Source organism: Paenibacillus polymyxa (assembly GCF_001719045.1).
In the GTDB taxonomy this organism is placed as follows: domain Bacteria; phylum Bacillota; class Bacilli; order Paenibacillales; family Paenibacillaceae; genus Paenibacillus; species Paenibacillus polymyxa_B.
In genome coordinates, this window is record NZ_CP015423.1 from 1,376,244 (window position 1) to 1,394,692 (window position 18,449).

14 protein-coding genes are annotated in these 18,449 nt (G+C 47.1%); 3 read left to right on the forward strand and 11 right to left on the reverse strand.

The window, feature by feature from the left end:
- Positions 1-55 precede the first annotated feature (55 nt).
- Positions 56-2,689, reverse strand: coding sequence for an alanine--tRNA ligase (alaS, locus tag AOU00_RS06160; RefSeq protein WP_069290189.1), 2,634 nt, complete (start codon positions 2,687-2,689; stop codon positions 56-58).
- Between the two features lie 351 nt (positions 2,690-3,040).
- Positions 3,041-4,108: an AI-2E family transporter gene (locus AOU00_RS06165; RefSeq protein WP_069290190.1), complete on the reverse strand. Its 1,068-nt coding sequence runs from the start codon at positions 4,106-4,108 to the stop codon at positions 3,041-3,043.
- A 225-nt stretch (positions 4,109-4,333) separates the two neighbouring features.
- Between AOU00_RS06165 and AOU00_RS06170 the strand changes: the two genes are divergently transcribed.
- Positions 4,334-6,307, forward strand: a complete 1,974-nt coding sequence (locus AOU00_RS06170) for a methyl-accepting chemotaxis protein (RefSeq protein ID WP_069290191.1) — start codon at positions 4,334-4,336, stop codon at positions 6,305-6,307.
- Between the two features lie 166 nt (positions 6,308-6,473).
- Here AOU00_RS06170 and AOU00_RS06175 read toward each other — a convergent pair whose 3' ends face one another.
- From AOU00_RS06175 to cymR, 4 genes are all read right to left on the reverse strand, one after another.
- Entirely contained in the window at positions 6,474-6,686 is a 213-nt protein-coding gene (locus AOU00_RS06175; RefSeq protein ID WP_013311529.1) for a hypothetical protein, read from the reverse strand.
- A 10-nt stretch (positions 6,687-6,696) separates the two neighbouring features.
- A complete protein-coding gene (locus AOU00_RS06180) occupies positions 6,697-7,218 on the reverse strand; it encodes a PRC-barrel domain-containing protein (protein ID WP_069290192.1) in 522 nt (173 codons plus the stop codon).
- Between the two features lie 136 nt (positions 7,219-7,354).
- Positions 7,355-8,506: a cysteine desulfurase family protein gene (locus AOU00_RS06185; RefSeq protein ID WP_069290193.1), complete on the reverse strand. Its 1,152-nt coding sequence runs from the start codon at positions 8,504-8,506 to the stop codon at positions 7,355-7,357.
- A gap of 11 nt (positions 8,507-8,517) precedes the next feature.
- Positions 8,518-8,937: a cysteine metabolism transcriptional regulator CymR gene (gene cymR / locus AOU00_RS06190; protein WP_013311532.1), complete on the reverse strand. Its 420-nt coding sequence runs from the start codon at positions 8,935-8,937 to the stop codon at positions 8,518-8,520.
- Positions 8,938-9,241: 304 nt separating this feature from the next.
- On the opposite strand from cymR, the gene mnmA reads away from it, so the two are divergent.
- The gene (mnmA, locus tag AOU00_RS06195; RefSeq protein WP_165178721.1) at positions 9,242-10,363 is read left to right on the forward strand and encodes a tRNA 2-thiouridine(34) synthase MnmA; all 1,122 of its coding nucleotides are present in this window, start codon (positions 9,242-9,244) and stop codon (positions 10,361-10,363) included.
- Positions 10,364-10,767: 404 nt separating this feature from the next.
- Complete coding sequence (locus AOU00_RS06200; RefSeq protein WP_061829364.1) at positions 10,768-11,598, forward strand: PPK2 family polyphosphate kinase; 831 nt, start codon at positions 10,768-10,770, stop codon at positions 11,596-11,598.
- A gap of 114 nt (positions 11,599-11,712) precedes the next feature.
- Here the strand turns inward: AOU00_RS06200 and crcB (AOU00_RS06205) are convergent, their stop codons facing one another.
- From crcB (AOU00_RS06205) to AOU00_RS06225, 5 genes are all read right to left on the reverse strand, one after another.
- Positions 11,713-12,069, reverse strand: coding sequence for a fluoride efflux transporter CrcB (crcB, locus tag AOU00_RS06205; RefSeq protein ID WP_061829365.1), 357 nt, complete (start codon positions 12,067-12,069; stop codon positions 11,713-11,715).
- A complete protein-coding gene (gene crcB, locus AOU00_RS06210) occupies positions 12,066-12,467 on the reverse strand; it encodes a fluoride efflux transporter CrcB (RefSeq protein WP_023989914.1) in 402 nt (133 codons plus the stop codon). The genes crcB (AOU00_RS06205) and crcB (AOU00_RS06210) overlap by 4 nt, the downstream gene beginning before the upstream one ends.
- Before the next feature lie 85 nt (positions 12,468-12,552).
- Positions 12,553-13,863 (reverse strand): replication-associated recombination protein A, encoded by a 1,311-nt coding sequence (locus AOU00_RS06215; protein WP_023989915.1) that lies wholly within the window; start codon positions 13,861-13,863, stop codon positions 12,553-12,555.
- Positions 13,864-14,221: 358 nt separating this feature from the next.
- Complete coding sequence (locus AOU00_RS06220; protein WP_069290194.1) at positions 14,222-16,363, reverse strand: HelD family protein; 2,142 nt, start codon at positions 16,361-16,363, stop codon at positions 14,222-14,224.
- A gap of 182 nt (positions 16,364-16,545) precedes the next feature.
- Positions 16,546-18,363: an ABC transporter ATP-binding protein gene (locus AOU00_RS06225; protein WP_061829367.1), complete on the reverse strand. Its 1,818-nt coding sequence runs from the start codon at positions 18,361-18,363 to the stop codon at positions 16,546-16,548.
- Positions 18,364-18,449: the final 86 nt, after the last annotated feature.

Genomic DNA, 18,449 nt, shown 5'->3' on the forward strand with positions numbered 1-18,449 from the left:
ACAAGGAAATATCTAAGCCCGTTTTTTCCCAAAAATCCGCAAAAATTATCGAACTTTATCCTTGTGAGGCTGCCGACACCAGTTCATGCGCACGTTGAAGTGCTTCGTCCAGCTTGCTGGCATCCTTACCACCGGCTTGCGCCATGTCAGGTCGTCCGCCACCACCGCCACCACATACGGCAGCAATTTCTTTCACGAGCTTGCCTGCATGAAGTCCAGCCTTGGTATGCTCTGCCGGAACTGCTACGACAAAATTAACTTTGTCGTCCATTGCAGCGCCGAGCACCAGCACAGCAGCCGGAAGCTTCCCTTTCAGTTCATCAGCAATCGCACGCAACGCATCCATGCTGGAAGCCTGCACGCGTGCAGCCAACAGCTGCACCCCGCCTGCTTGCACGACCTGATCGGTCAGCTGGCCTGCCTCAATAACGCTCAGCTTGCTTTGCAGCGATTCATTTTCACGACTGAGGTCTTTAATTTGTTGCTGCAAAGATTCGATACGCTTAGGTACCTCAGACAGCTTGGATTTTACAAGCCCAGCCGACACCTTCAACAGCTCTAATTGACCTTCCATATATTCAAAGCCAAAACGTCCGGTCACCGCTTCAATACGACGTACACCTGATCCAATGCCGCTCTCGCTGACAAGCTTGAACAAGCCAATTTGCGAAGTATTGCTGACATGACAGCCACCGCATAGTTCAATGCTGTAATCGCCTACCTTAACGACCCGTACGATATCTCCATACTTTTCACCGAACAGCGCCATTGCTCCGAGAGCCTTGGCTTCATCAATCGGTTTCAGTTCAATATTAACGTCCAGTTGGCTCCAGATGGCACGGTTTACACGCAGTTCAATATCCGCCAGCTCTTCTGGTGTAATGCTTCCAAAATGGGAGAAGTCAAAACGCAGACGCCCAGGCTCTACCAAAGAACCCGCCTGATTGACATGGTCACCCAGCACTTCTTTAAGCGCTTTGTGAAGCAAATGTGTAGCCGTATGGTTTTTCTCAATTTCTCCACGTGAAGCTTGATCTACTTCTGCTTTCACCGTATCGCCAACGTTCAGCTCGCCGGCTTCTACAACAACCTGATGCACATGCTGACCTTGTGGCGCCTTAAACAGCCCTTCGACCTTCGCGGTTACCGTACCTCCACGCAGCAAGCCTTGATCACTGACTTGTCCTCCGCTTTCGGCATAGAAAGGGGTCACATCCAGCACGACCTGACAAGACTGCCCTTCACTAACACTGTCCACCAGTGCATCTTCATATACAATCGCCACAATTTTAGACTCAGTTATGAGGTCATTATATCCAACAAATTCACTTTTAACCGCCAGATCGGACAAAGCTCCGCCCTGAATCTTCATGCTGGCGCTATCCTGATGAGCATCACGGGCACGTTTGCGTTGCTCCTGCATCGCTTCATCAAAACCTTCTCGGTCTACTTTCAAGCCTTGCTCGTCCGCATAATCCTCTGTAAGATCGAACGGGAACCCGTACGTATCATACAGTTTGAAGGCATCTGCTCCGCTAATGACATTGCGACCTTCGGCCTTCGCCTGAGCACTGATATCGGACAAAATGGCCAATCCATCTGTCAGTGTTTCATGGAAGCGTTCCTCTTCCGTTTTGATCACTTTGATGATGAAATCACGCTTGTCCACTACCTCAGGGTAATACACACCCATGACATCCCCAACGGTTTCCACCAGCTCAAACATAAATGGACGGTTCATGCCGAGCATTTTTCCATAGCGCACAGCCCGGCGCAGCAAACGGCGGATCACGTAACCCCGTCCTTCATTAGAAGGCAGCACACCGTCACCAATTGCAAAAGCTACGGTGCGGACATGGTCAGCAATAACCTTAAGAGCCACGTCACTGTCCACATTTTCGTTATATTTGACTCCTGCCATCGCCGCTGTTTTTTGGATGAGTGGCTGGAAGATATCCGTATCAAAGTTGGAATCCACATTTTGCAAAATGGATGCAAAACGCTCTAATCCAGCCCCTGTATCAATATTTTTGTTTGGAAGCGGCGTATAGCTGCCGTCTTTGTTATGGTTGAATTGTGAGAATACGAGGTTCCACACTTCCAGATAACGCTCATTTTCTCCCCCTGGATACATTTCAGGGTCCGTCATGTCGCTACCGTAGGCTTCGCCACGATCATAAAAGATTTCCGTACAAGGTCCACAAGGGCCTTCACCAATATCCCAGAAGTTATCTTCCAGTTTGATGATACGTTCGGCAGGAAGTCCAACTTTTTCGTTCCACAGCTTGTACGCTTCCTCATCCTCAGGATACACAGTTACAGCCAGACGTTCCGGATCAAAACCAATCCATTTCGGGTCCGTCAGAAACTCCCATGCCCATGTAATGACTTCTTCCTTAAAATAGTCACCAATGGAAAAGTTGCCGAGCATTTCGAAAAAAGTATGATGACGGCGCGTTTTACCGACATTCTCAATGTCGTTCGTCCGGATACATTTTTGCGAATTGGCAATACGCGGATTCTCCGGCTTCACACGTCCGTCAAAATAAGGCTTAAGCGGCGCCATACCCGCATTAATCCACAGCAGGGAAGGATCTTTATGTGGAACAAGCGGTGCGCTTGGTTCAATCACATGTCCCTTGCTTTCAAAAAACTCCAGCCATTTGGAGCGGATTTCACTAGCTTTCATATAAGTAGCCTCCTAATTATGGTGTCACTGGTTCCTGGCACTGGCCATAAAAAAACAGAAAAACGCCCCTGAACGGATCAGGGACGATTGTATCGCGGTACCACCCTGGTTAACGCCGTCCCCTCTGTACGAAATGCCCATGCGCAAGCTGCACACCAACATTTGCTTAACGGACGATCGATCGCCTTGTTTTCACTGGTAACGGGAGCATCCCGGCGGGTTCAGCCCGCACTTCGAAATGAGCTTTCCCTACTGGATAAACACATTTAAACATACTCAATTCAGTATATCCGTGTCATTTAGCCGTGTCAACGCGATTTCAGACAAGATACATACGGTGTATGGACAAAATCAGATTGTTTTCCGCTTCACATAATAAGCAAAAAAATGCTGAAGTCCTACCTTTAAAACCGCCATCACGGGAACCGCTAAAATCAAGCCGGTAATTCCCGCAATTTCCCCACCCACTAGCAAAGCGAAAATAATGGCTATCGGATGCAGATGCAACGTTCGTCCCACCACCTGAGGAGAGATGACATTGCTCTCCAACACTTGAATACAGGTGTTAACGACCACGACCAAAAGCACCATTTTTAAGGAGACCGTAGAAGCCATGACTACTGCCGGAGCGGCTCCCAAAAAGGGGCCTAAATACGGAACGATGTTAAAAACCGCAACCACTCCTGCCAGCAACAGCGCATAAGGCATGCCAATGAGCATATAGCCGAGATAAGCCATCACTCCAATAATGACGCATACCAGTAATTGTCCCCTGACATAGTTGCCAAGCGCCTGATCAATTTCCTTAAGTACCGTTACAATCGCCTTGCGACGAGAACGCGGGAGGTAAGACACAATCGTCCGCTCGAACACATCAAAATCCTTCAAAATATAAAAAATGAGGAACGGTACAATGAACACATTGAACAGCATGTTGATCATCCCGCCAATGTTATCCATAAAGGTAGAAATCCCTGTTGCCATCCGATTCTCTAGTTGGAAAAACCATTGATTCATACCCGTTCGCACCCCTTGGGGCAAAATGCCGCTATCCATACTCGTCATTAATCCCTGTGCATGTATGGTCAGCTCAGGCAGATGCTCATTCAGCTCATCCAGTTGTTCAATGAACATTGGAATCAGGTTCATCAGAATCACAACAAGACTGGCTAAAAACACAGCATAGATGAGCAGCACAGCTACGCTTCGAGGCACCTTGCGACCGCCCAGCATACTGACAACGGGATTAAGTACATAGGAGATGATCATCGCTACCGCAAACGGAGCAATGATTGTTTTCAGAAATTCATACAAATGCAAAAACAAAGGTCGCAGCAGCCAGATAAAATATAGAATGACAAGTCCCAGCAGCGTCCATATTCCGTACCGGAACAGTCTACTTTTCGTTAATTGCTCCATTTCGTGCCCCCTTACCGGACTAGCCTCCTTTAAGTATATGCCTGTACCTCTACTTTAATCCTTCCCGCGAGTCTGGAGGCCTTAACTTGGAAAAACTTTCTATAATGATTATGAAGAAAGAATGAAAACAATTGAAAATGATTAACAAATTCAAATCTATCTGACGATATAAGTACAAAGCACTATATTAAGCTTTCACATTTCTGAAACATCGGGGGTCGTAACATGAACTTAAAAATCAAGCTTATTCTCCTTTTTACTTGTATTGTTATCGTTGCAGCTGGGCCATTGTCGATCATTAGCATGACAAGCGTTAAAAATCAGGCCAACCATGATATCCAAGAGCTTATGAACAGCAAAGCCTCCGAAACCGTCAATCAGCTCGACGGATGGATAGGTGGCAACGCCAAAATTATTGAAACATTGGCTGCAGGCCTGGAATCCACGGATATTTCATCAGATGCCAAAGCCGTATCCCTGAAAGCAGCCTTTCAAAACTATAAAGATCAAAATATTTCTAATATTTACGCAGGCTTTGAAGATGGATCCTACTGGGATGGATCTGGCTGGTTTGAAGCAGGTTATGATCCTCGCGCTCGACCGTGGTACAAGGATGCCAAAACCAAGGGGGAAATGTATTACTCGTCCCCATACATTGATGCAGGTAGCAAGGACTTTACCATTTCCATTGCTAAGCCTCTTAAGGATTCCAACGATTCTATCACCGGGGTAGTCAGCGAAGATATTATGCTCAACGATATGACAAAAATGATTCAAAGCATAAACCTGAACGGATTGGGCTACGCATTTCTGATTGACCAAAATGGAGCCGTGATCGCGCACCCAGACAACAAGCTGGCTGGCAAAAACCTCAAGGACACCCCCGAGTTGGGCTCATCAACCGCGGACCTGCTGAGCGCAGCTTCGGGAGAAACAGACTATAGCTATAATGGTAGTGACCGTCAGCTTTATTTTAAAAAAATGCCTAGCACAGGCTGGATTGTAGGGTTGTCTATTTCCAAAGATATTGCTTTTCAGGAGTATTACTCCACTCGTAATACGTTGATTATTACGGTTGCTATCATCTTGGTCGTCGCTATGCTGCTGGCAATCTGGGCGGCAAACAACTTTATTAAGCCGATTCGCAGACTCCAAGCGAATGTCAAACGTATAGCTGAAGGTGATATGACCGCTCGTGTAGATGTTAAGGGTAAAGATGAAATTGCCAGCCTGGGAACAGATTTTAATATCATGTCTGATAATCTCTCTCACCTTTTGCGCAAGGTATCAGATACTGCTGGTGATGTCAGCTCAGCTTCCCATGATATGCATCAACACGCCAAAGATACTGGAACCATCGCGTCACAAATCTCCAGTGCAGTTCAGGAGCTTGCCCAAGGAGCGAGCGATCAAGCTGAGGCTGTATATTCCGGCTCTGAGAAGCTGACTCACATGACAGGCTCCATCGACCAGATCGGCGAAAGTGTCAAACGCACCCAAACTGCCGTGTTCGAAACAGATTCTGCCGTGCTTGCAGGGTATGAAACAGCAGAACGTCAAGCAAAACTGGCCGCCGAGTCCAGACAAACGACGACTGCGGCAGGAGAAGCTGTAGATTCGCTCGCGCTGAAAACTCAGGATATTGAGCGGCTGGCCGGGGCCATCCACGATATCGCCGCACAAACAAACCTGCTGGCCCTCAATGCATCTATCGAAGCAGCACGGGCCGGGGAACACGGACGAGGTTTTGCTGTCGTCGCGGGAGAAGTGAGAAAGCTGGCTGAGCAAGCGGGCAGTTCCAGTGACAGTATCATGAGGAAGCTGGAAGAAATTAAAATTGCAGGAGTACAAAGCGCAGAGGAAATGAAGAAAGCACTTGCTGTAACAGTAGAACAGGAGCATGCTGCCATTGCGACGAGACAGGCGTTTGAATCCATTCGTGGGGCTTCTCAGCATATGCTTGCCCAAATTGAGGACGTTACCGCCGCCGCAGATCATCTCCGTGTGAATGCTGGACATATTTCCGATGTCATTTCCAGCGTTGTCGCTGTTTCTGAACAAAGTGCAGCATCTACAGAGGAAGTGGCTTCTTCTGTACAAGAACAAGGTCATGCCATGAACAATATTGCCGACCTTTCTGCCAAACTCGATTCTCACGCTGATCTTCTATTGGAAGAGGTCAAACGCTTTAAATTGTAAAACTAACCATCTTCATAAATATGGTATACAAAAGAGGGTGCCCCGAACGGCCATATGGCTGTTCGGGGCACCCTCTTCGTTGTTTTTTATCAAGCATTATCCAACCTACTAAGCCGTATGTAGATCACACCTCTTAGTAGCAGCCTGTCCACTTCCGGTGTCAAGCTTAGGAAGAAGCATGAATTTGCGGCAAGTCCTGTTGTGCCATCTCGTCTCCAAAGAATAGGTCGTCCAGCGAACTGAGCGTTCCATCCTCTTCCACTTGGTAGACAGACATTTTTTCACCATTCACCTGAAGTTCGATAAAGCATCCCCAGCAATAAAATTGATGGGAGCCGATTTTGCCGATATCTTTGGAATTACAATTCGGACATCTCAATAAACTCACCCTATCCATTAACAGAATATATGGCTTTTTCCAGACGCTGCTCGCTTAACGGGGGAACCATAACGGCATTTTCCCCGATGGACATATCTTCGGTGCAGGGCAGCCATTTCCGCCCTTCTATAATATCCGATACAAAACCATCGCTGATTTCCAAGCCTATTATGTTATTGCCCATTTCCTGGTCAAAATAAACATCCGAGATGTGCCCGAGCATAAGCCCTTCCTCTGTTAGCACGGATAGATCCTTCAGTTTACCGGGTCCAAGCAAGTACGTATGTTGTATATCATGGGCCTCCGTTTTACGGACAGCCTGCTGATTGCGAATCATGATCGCATCCTCACCGTAAGCAACGATGTCATCCCAAGCAACCATTTTCACGTGAGAAGAAAAAAGCCCTTTTCCTTCCAACTCGATCCCTGTGATTCGCCAATCAGCTGTCACCATAAAGTCATGTATTTTGCCAATCTGCTTCCCGTTCTCCACATCGAAAACGGCAAGTCCGATCATATCTTGAAGCTTCATATTATAGGGTACCTCCTCATTCTGCAATCCGAACGAAGGTGCGGTCATTTTCCTACATGCCTGTCAGACCTTGCTTCCGTTCATGCAATGAAATGGAAAACCGCCCCTCCCTTCTTATTAAAATGCGGAGAAATCCCTAGTACCTAGTACGCAGCCGCTTCCATATGGTTTCAATTTTCTTGGCCGTGTATTCCATTTCTTCCGTAGTATTACCCAATCCGAAGCTAAACCGAATCGCTGAATGTAAAACATCTTCAGGAAGATCCATCGCCTGCAATACATGCGATAGCTCTAGAGATCCCGAAGTACAGGCTGATCCGCTTGCTGCTGCGATTCCTTCCATGTCAAGGTTCATCAACATGGTCTCTGTACCAATGGCCGGAAAGCTAACATTGAGGACATTAGGTAAAGAATGTTCAGGGTCACCGTTAATCACAAAATTTTGGTTACCCAGAGTGTCTTCCAACCCTTTAAGCAATGTCTGACGAAGAACCGTATCGTGCGCCTCACGCTCCTCAATGGAAGTATTAGCAAGAGTTGCGGCTTTAGCCAGACCCGCAATACCAGCGATGTTTTCTGTTCCGGCACGGCGTTTCTTCTCCTGAAGACCCCCATGCATTAGCGGCTGAATGCGTGTACCCTGACGGATATATAATGCACCCACCCCTTGTGGTCCGTTAATCTTATGACCCGACACACTCAGTAAGTCAATCGGGAGATTCCGGCAGTCGATGGATATATGACCGAAAGCCTGAACCGCGTCTACATGGAATACAATGCCATGTTCTCTCGCAATCTGCCCTACTTCTGAGATCGGCTGAATGACGCCCACCTCATTGTTGGCATACATCATACTGATCAAAAAAGTGTCCGGTCGAATGGCAGCCTCGATATCCGCAGGGTTCACGCGTCCAAAAACGTTGACCGGGACATAAGTCACCTCATACCCCGCTTTTTCCAGCTCATCACAAGCATGAAGCACTGCGTGATGTTCAACTGCGGTTGTAATCATATGCCCGGAAGTACGGCCGTCTGCCGTAGCCGTCCCAAACAGGGCCAGATTATCGCTTTCTGTCCCTCCGCTCGTAAATATAATTTCTTCAGGCTTGCAGCCCAAAGAGGCCGCAACGGCATCCCGAGCAGCGCTGACGGTGCGCTTGGCATCGCGACCAAAGGCATGAACGCTCGAAGCGTTGCCAAATTGGCCGATCATGATGTCCATCATAGTCTGCGCAACCTCAGGATGCATAGGAGTCGATGCGGCATGATCCAGATAAATTCTGTTCATGTTAATCCACCTCAAATATAGAACATGTAATTGTCCAATTCATCATGTTCTTGGTATGTGATCAAGTCCTTAAGTGTAGTAGAATCCAACACTTCAGCGATGCTGTCACGAATTCGCAGCCACAGCTGACGTTTTGCCGGATCGTCTTCTTCCGTGAAATCTACCGGAGAAATCGGACCTTCCAGTACACGAATGATGTCTCCCGCTGTTACTCCTGCCGGTTCATTCGCCAAAATATAACCGCCGTAAGCACCACGGATACTTTTTACCAAACCTGCATTACGCAAAGGCGCGATGAGCTGTTCCAGATAATGCTCTGACAGCTGATTTTTTTCGGCAATACTTTTCAAAGAAGTTGGACCTTCGCCAAACCTGGCTGCAAGTTCCATCATAATGGTCAGGCCGTAACGGCCCTTCGTTGATATTTTCAATTGTGCCACCTCACTTATAGTAACAATTCCGTTAAACACGCGGAATAACTGGTGTTGTAAACCTCTCTATTCCGATCCTAACCCTCAGCTTATGTTAACATATTAGGGCAGGTAAAGGGAAACATTACGGTAACAATCTTAAAAAAAGTTGCTTTCGGGCGATTTGGAACAGCTTTAGCCCATTTTATATAGCTTTCTTCCATCGTTCGCCGTGTCGTTTGATCGTCCAAACATCGTATCTTATTATCGTTTATGTTACAATAGGTGGGTTCTACAACAATATTGAAAGAATTGGGTGATGACCATGGCTAAAGCCAATCATGAAACCCGTGTCGTCGTCGGGATGTCCGGTGGCGTCGACTCATCCGTTACCGCGCTGCTGCTGAAGGAGCAGGGCTATGACGTAATCGGCATCTTCATGAAAAACTGGGATGACACGGATGAATTTGGCCGTTGTACGGCTGAGGAGGATGCGGAGGATGTGCGCCGCGTCTGTGAACAGATCGACATTCCTTACTATACCGTCAATTTTGAGAAAGAATACTTCGATAAAGTATTCTCCTATTTTCTTGATGAATATAAAGCTGGACGCACACCCAACCCGGATGTCATGTGTAACCGTGAAATTAAGTTCGGCGAGTTTCTAAATAAAGCGCTGGATTTGGGAGCAGATTATGTTGCTACTGGACATTATGCACGGGTTGTGGAAGAAGACGGCCACTTTACTTTGTTGCGAGGTGTGGATAGCAACAAGGATCAGACTTATTTCCTAAATGCATTAAGCCAAACACAGTTATCCCGAGCGATGTTTCCCATCGGTCATCTGCCGAAACCAGAAGTACGTAAAATTGCGGAAGCTGCGGGACTGTATACGGCCAAGAAGAAAGACAGCACAGGCGTATGCTTTATCGGCGAGCGTAATTTCAAGGAGTTTCTGAGTGGATATCTGCCTGCAAAAGGTGGAGACATGGTGGATATCGCTACTGGTGAAGTCAAAGGACGCCACGATGGTCTGATGTACTATACACTGGGTCAACGACAAGGCTTGGGCATTGGCGGCTCAGGTTCAGGTGAACCGTGGTTTGTAGCGGATAAGGATCTGGAGAAGAATATTCTATATGTGGTACAAGGTGATCGTCACCACAGCCTGTATTCTACCAGCCTGATTGCAACAGATGTGAACTGGATTGAAGGCGCAGATACTCGTCCGTCCGGCGAATTCCGTTGCACAGCCAAGTTCCGTTATCGCCAACCTGATCAGCAAGTAACTTTACAATGGCTTGCCGATGGAACCGTGCATGTCATATTCGATGTACATCAAAAGGCCATTACGCCTGGACAAGCTGTTGTATTTTATGATGGGGAACGCTGTCTGGGTGGAGGAACCATTGATAAGGTTGAAAAACTTCAGCCTGAAACAGTTTAAATGAATGACCATTTTTCATTGATATAGTAGGAATTAAAAAAAGTCGTCTCTCCAGATTTGGAAGGGGCGACTTTTTTTTATGAAAGATGTTTTTATTTAATGATTGGAAAAAGAGTTCATAATCTGCTCTTTATGATGTCTGTCATGCTAAGCAAACATTTCTCGCAAAAAATTTTCCATGGTGTATACACGTCCCTTTTAATCCATTGGTATACTTTCCATTTTAAATAGAAAACGTCATATTTAAATAAGAGCGCTACAATGGACTTCTAACTTATTGCCTATGTAATCCTTTTCGAATTAACTTGAAAGATCATTAATATATAAGGAACTTTTGATAACATCCTCATTTGGGTATATGATGTAGACAAGATCATACTTCAATTGAAAAGGAGCGTGCCTTTATGTCTGATTCATTAGGAATGTTGACACCGGGGAAAAAAGTTTCTTTGAAAGAATGGGACCCCAAGGATACGAAGAATATCAAAAATAAAGAAGAAATCCGACAGGAAACAGATCAATTGAAGGAACGCTTCATGGAATTACAAAGCAAATTATTTACAGAGAAAAAACAATCCCTTTTGTTTGTATTTCAGGGTATGGATTGCAGCGGCAAAGATGGCGTCATCAAACAGGTATTTTCCAACCTTAACCCTGCGGGGGTAACTGTCCACAGCTTTAAATCACCTACGGCTGAGGAATTAAGTCATGATTTCTTGTGGCGTGCTCATAGCGTTACCCCAGGACGTGGGTATATTGCAGCATTTAACCGTTCTTATTATGAGGATGTGCTGATTACACGTGTTCACGGACAGATATCCGATAAGCAGGCCAAACGGAATATTAAGCATATCAAACATTTTGAACAGTTGTTGCTGGATAATGGTGTAAAGGTGGTTAAAATCTTTTTACATATTTCAAAGCAATTTCAGTTAGAAAAGCTGATCGATCGTATTGAAAAGCCTCACAAAAACTGGAAGCTCGATCCAAGTGATTTGCAGGAACGAAAATTTTGGAAGCAATATACCCAGTATTATGAGGATGTATTAGAGCTAAGTGCAACCAAACAAGCTCCTTGGTATGTCGTTCCTTCAGACAACCGTTGGTATAGGGATTATACTGTGCTACGGATTGCCGTCCAAACGCTGGAGGAAATGAAGTTGTCTGATCCTGAACCAAGACCTGAACTTGAATCCCTTTTACCTGAATTGTATAAAGAACGAGATAAAAATTAGCTGTATAGGTACAGCACTAAGCTTCCAAAACCGTATCACGGCTGAGAATGCCTTGAGTCGAGATTGGAAGCTTTTTATTGCATTTTTACGTGTTATTTCGAAAATGTATAGAGTTTAACTTACTCTGTACCCGATAGCCGCAGCTACAACTCCTACCACGACGGAGGACAGTACATACATAGCCATGCGTCGGTACTCTTTACGCTCCATCAGTTGAAGAGATTCATAGCCGAATGTGGAAAAGGTGGTGTAGCCGCCACAAAAACCTGTTCCTAGCAGCATCCAGAGTGCAGGAGACAAATGGTTTTGCGTAAACTGACCATAGAGCCAGCCTAGCAGCAATGAACCGCTGACGTTAATGATCCACGTCCCCCACGGGAATACGGTACCGAACCTCTTTCCGGCCCACATGCCAAGCCCGTATCTCGTCAGTGTACCCATAATCCCGCCTGCCGCCGCCCACCAGATCATAAGCGTTCCTCCTTAGGAGCAGCCTGCGTCATTTTTGTCCCTAGGCGGATACCTGTCCATGTCAAAAACAGCCCTCCGCCTACGCTAAGCAGCAGGTACAACACAGCCGTCAGCATACGATCATGAACCGTGAGGCGTACAGCATCTACTGCAAAAGTGGAAAAGGTGGTAAAGCCCCCTGTAAAGCCTGTTCCGATGGCAAGTCGCAATCGCGGCTTGATCCGCCACGATCGCAAGGTTACCGTAAAGAACCAACCAAGAAACAGGCAGCCGATCCAATTGATTAGCAGCACACCAAGTGGAAAATCCGCACCCGCCGCAGGCAGCAGCGATTGCAGGCCATAACGGGTAGAGGTTCCAAGCGCTCCGCCCGCGGCAACGAATAGCACGTCTTTCATCTTCTTATCCCCTTCTTCGCTCTTGCACAATCATGGTGTAACGTGACGATATCGTACACACTCTGTATATGAAGTCGAACATACATTAAGACTGTGAATCCCGCCAGCGCTGGTTTTGCCTGATTTTGGACTCATTCCCCTGCTCAGTAGCCTGATAGAAGGTTTGGTCTGCTATCGAATCGGGCAAATATTGCTGCTTCACATAATGATTCGGATAATTATGTGGATATTGATAGCCAACATGACCAAGCTTTTCCGAGCCTTTGTAGTGTGCGTCACGCAAATGGAGTGGCACCTCGGCCGATTTGATATCGTCCATAGCCGACATGGCCCGTGAAATTGCCGTATATACGGCATTCGATTTGGGGCTTTCCACAGCAAACAAAATGGCCTGTGCAATGTTCAGTTTGGCCTCGGGCCAGCCATTATTGCGATAGGCTTCAAGCGCACTCACCGCCTGCACCATTGCCTGCGGGTTCGCCAGGCCAATGTCCTCACTGCTCGCCGCGATGAGGCGGCGGATAAAGGTCATCGGGTCCATGCCGAGCTTTTCTACGGCGTACAAGAACCAGAACAGCGCGGCGTCGCTGGAGCCGCGAATGCTTTTGTGAAAGGCCGACAGCACGTCATACTGCGTGGATTCATCTGCTTTGACAATCGGGCGACGGATGGATTCCTCTGCGACTTCCAGTGTCACGTGAATCGTGCCGTCTGCCAGCGGAGGCGTCGTGAGCGCCGCCAGTTCCAGCGCGTTCAAGGCGCGGCGGATATCACCATTCGCCATGGACGCGATGTGAGCCAGTGCAGCTTCATCTACCTGAAGCTGCATGTAGCCGAGCCCTTTGTCCGCATCGCTCAAGGCACGGCGCATAGCAGCCAGCGAATGCTCCTGCGTTAGCGCTTCAAGCTGGAACAACGTAGAACGGCTCATTAAAGCGCCGTTAACGTAGTGAAAGGGATTTTCAGTGGTGGCGCCAATAAACACGATCGTGCCCTTTTCCACCGCAGGCAGCAGTGCATCCTGACGTGAACTGTTAAAACGATGTACCTCGTCGAGAAACAAAATGGTTTTTTTGCCATACATCGATTTATTCGTCTGTGCCCGGTCAATGACTTCTCTTACGTCTTTCACAGATGCTTCTACAGCATTCAGACGTACAAAATCGCCTTGCGTGTGTTGCGAGATGATATGTGCCAGTGTTGTTTTGCCGCACCCCGGTGGTCCGTACAACAAAATAGAAGAGACCTGATCTGCCTCTATAGCTCTTCTCAGCAGCTTACCTGGACCCACAACATGCTCCTGTCCAATATATTCATCCAGCGAAGTCGGACGCAAGCGATCCGCAAGCAACCGATTGCTTGGCGTTGACTCTTGGGAATATGAAAATAAGTCCATTTCATTCACTTCCTTATGGTTTATGAACGAACACTTTCTCTTTTTCTTTGAAAACATACTATACTATGTTCGCTCATACGGTTGAAAATCATGAAAATTCAAGTCATCTATAATCCTGATACGGTATAAACCGCCTCTTATTCTACCATATCCGTTAACAAGTTGCAGATAGCATGGTCACGGCACGGCTGTAGATCTACAAGTCAGTCGCCTACAAAAAAGAAAGAACAGCCTTAGACGAAAGATGAATTTCGTGGCTGTTCTTCGACTGGCATAACTTCATATTTCCATCACTAAGATAAACAGTAACAAAAAGGAATACAACAACTCAGGCGATGCTTTACAACGCTTTTTCTGCTTACTCCGTCTGTGCCTGTACGTAACTAGGAAGTGAGCCATCATGCAATAGCCACAGCTCATGCAGCGCACGGGTACATCCTACATACAGCAGTTTGGCATCCCATGCCCGTTCTCCATAATGCTCATGGTCGGCATCCGCCACAATAACTGCATCGAACTCCAGACCTTTGGATAGGTACACAGGCAGTACCGACAAACCGCCTTCATATTGCTTTTTACCACCGTCAATCAAATTCACATCCAACCCCGCGCTTATGAAAACCTCATGTAGCTCCACGGCCTCTTTTAAGGTGCGGGTCAGCACAGAAACAGTACGATACTCCTTGGAGGACAGCTCTTTTAGAGCGGTGAGCAAACTCTGCTCACGCACGGATGAGTCGTAAGACATCGTGCGCACCGGATCGCCACTACGAAATACCGGAACTGCCGTAATACCGCCGCGAACTCCCTGCTCCAAAATCGTATTTGCAAATTCTATAATTTCCAAGGTTGATCTGTAGCTCCGCGTAAGTGCAAAATACCCTGTATGTTCCGGCGCAAAAAGAGAACTCATTTCCTCCCACGCATGCACGCCACGGTATTCATGAATGCCCTGCGATAAATCGCCCAGTATCGTAAAGGAATGCCCTTTCACGAACAAATCCAGCAATGCGATATGAAAAGGTGAAAAATCCTGCGCTTCATCAATGACCACATGGTCAAAACGTTGGGATGATTCTACCTCATGAATCAGCACGTGAAGATACACTAACGCAGTCAGATCTTCTTCACGGATAATCTGTTTTCGCAGATCCGACTGTGTGGTCTTAAAAATAGCAGGCGGCAGAGAAGCCTTCATCTCCGCAGCCGTATCTGCGGGTAACCCTTTAGCTGCCTGAAAAAGCTGCTTGTAGAGCGTCAGTGCGTCATATTGTGGCCATTTTTTAGCATATGCCTTTTCACGTGCCCCTGCCTTTTTTTTGCGTTCCTTGAGCGCTGCCGCCGAAGGCGACTTTTTCAGCTCCATTTCAATCCAGCGGTGCACTCTTGCGAGCACACGCTCCTTCCGCTTCGCGAGCGGATAAGGCTTATATTCCTCATTGAACCAATTCAAAATCTCAGCTCGCGGTAGCACCGCCCCATCCCATGGTGAAAAATCATCCTCTGGCACGGAAATGGGCTCCAGTCGTTCAACAAAAGCTTGAAGCAGCTCCATAAAATGAACCGAACCCTTGAATCTTCCCGGCGCCTCATCCATGGATTCCTTTCTCAGACTGCCACTCTCAAACCAATAAGATAATGTTTCGGCAGGATCAGCCAAAGGTAAATCCAAACCCAACAAATCCAGCGCCCAGTCTGCAAATGTACTTTGCTGAATATTCCCGACCCCCAGCTCTGGAAGTACATCTGAAATATAGTCAAGGAACATATGGTTTGGTGCGAAAATTACCATTTTGTCGGCCGATACCTGATCCTTGTATTGATACAGCAAAAATGCGAGCCGATGCAGCGCTATCGTCGTCTTGCCACTACCCGCCACCCCCTGAATAACGAGGGCTGTATTTTTAGCCGCACGGATGATCTGATCCTGCTCCGCCTGAATGGTAGATACGATATCCCGTAAACGGTTATCCTTGTTTTCTCCCAAACGATAAACGAGAAACTCATCGGAAACGGCCGGCTCGTCGCTTTCACGATTATACGTATCGGCTACCCGTTCCAGGATTCTTTTCCGAATGACAACGTTGCGCTTCAGATAGACCAAGCCCTCAATGGTTCCCTCGGGAGCCTCATAGGACGCAGTTTCTTCACCACCTGTAAATGAATAAAACAAGCTGGCAATCGGTGCGCGCCAATCAATCACCAGCGGATACGTTGACGTTTCTTCACGCTCCACTCCAATTTTACCGATATAAAGTGGCTTCCGCTGCCCTCTGCCACGTTCGTCAAAATCCATACGACCAAAATAAGGCTCCTGCGAGCTTTTGGCCAAAGCCTGACGTTTTTCCTCCCGTGCCGATTCTAGCACTTGCTCCGTAAAATCATGCCCGGTGTACACCGGCGTATTGCGAAGCCGTTCCAATCTCCGATCAATTTCCTCCATAGCAAGCGACAGCCTGTGCTGTTCTTCTTGATAGGCACTTTGAAACTCATTCTCCATTTCAGTTACCTCCTAAGAATATCAAGTCTCGATTTCTGCATCGCATTCACTTGCTCCGACACAAAAAAAGGAAAGTAAGCGTAACACATTTAACCATAAAAATCCAACCTTATTTCCTAATACGCCTATTTCCCTATCCTTTCACAAAAGTATGCAGCTTTGCGGCACCAGCGAAGCGGCCTCTAATGCTCCATACTCCTCTCCCCCATCTCCACAAACTGCTTTTGAGCCAGCTCACGGTACACCTGATGGGACTCTAATAACTCAGTATGAGTTCCTGCACCGGTCACCTTGCCCTTGTCCAACACGATAATCTGATCGGAGTGAACCACTGTAGACAAACGATGAGCAATGACAATTGTCGTGCGTCCTTCCATCAAGTTCGCTAGGGCCTTCTGTACCTCATGCTCAGATGAGCTGTCCAGACTAGATGTAGCCTCATCCAGCATGAGAATGTCAGGGCTACGAAGAAGCGCACGCGCAATAGCGATCCGTTGACGCTGCCCTCCGGACAGCTTCATTCCCCGTTCTCCCACCTCAGTATTGTAGCCTTGAGGTAGATCCATAATAAATGTATCCGCATACGCCATCGTGGCTGCTCGTCTCACTTCTTCCAAGTCAGCTTCGCGCCCCAAGCCATATGTAATATTATCTCTGACCGTTCCGGTCATCATTGAGCTTTCCTGCGATACATAACCAATTTTGGAGCGCCAGGAGGAAAGTGTATATGACGATATCGGTTCGTCTCCATAACGAATTTCACCTGTATCTGGCACATAAAAGCGTTCCAACAATGAAAACAAGGTGGACTTCCCACTTCCACTCGGTCCCACGAATGCTGTCGTCCGGTTAGCCGGAATGACCAAGTTCGCATTATGAAGAACCTCTTCCCCTTCGGTATAAGAAAAGGCAACATCACGAAGTATAATATCTCTGCTCTCTTTTGCCGCTTCCTGCTTCAACTCGAGCGGTTCTTCTTCATGATCTAAAATCGTCTGAATCCGTTCAGTAGCCCCAACCACCTTTTGCAGACGTGAATACAGGGTCGTGAATTGTGCCATCGGTGTGATCACCTGAAACAGCAGCAAAATAAAAGCCACCAAATCCCCAGCGGTCAGCACACCCGATGCGACACGAACACCACCAACACCCAATATAATGACCAGCACTGCAGTCAGCAAGAAGGTAGAAATGGGACCTACAAGGGCCAGGATACGTGACTCTTGCAAACCGAAGCGGAACATCCGGTAAATACGATCCTCACCGGCCTGAGCCTCTCTGCTTTCGGTTCCGTAGGCCTTCACCAGTCTGATTTCGCCGATAACCTGACTCAACACTGAGGTCAGATCTGCCATCTCATCCTGCTGTTTTTTGGAGATGCGGTACATTTTTCTGCCTACCGGAAATAAAATCAGGGCTGTTAGCGGAACAATGGCCATAATAATGAGCGTCATCACCCAATCCAGATAAAATAACAATGCAATACCACCAATAATTGCGATCACATTAGAAATCAGATTGACTAGATACTCCGTAATTAAGTTCATAATCAGGCTTGTGTCATTGGTGACGCGACTCATCGTATCTCCTGACCGATTCCGATCAAAGTAAGGGATAGGTAGAGATAAGATTTTATGCCATAAACGTTTGCGCAAATTAGCCACAATCTTATGCCCGGCATAGTTCAACATATAGATAGAAACCGCCGAAGCCACCGCTTGAAGCACAAAAGCGCCAAGCAGACCAACAATGACCATACGGTTTAGTGAAGAAAAGGTCAAGCCATCAATCAACCCTTTGGTCATCATGGGTACGATTAAACCAGCAATGGTCTGAATCAGCGTCAGAATCAGGGCGATGATCAGAATTGCCTTGGGCGGATGCGCACTCGCAATCAATTTGATAAACCGCCCCATGCCAGCCTTATCCGGTCTTTTACCCGGTTTTTCCTTCATCTGGTCCTCCTGCTCATCTTGGTGTGTATGATGTTTTTTTTCCATATGCCATCAACCTCGCTTCCTGTCTGACCATTCTTGTTCAAACAACAACACCCGCGCTCTGCGCGGGTATGAACAGTACAATCTAT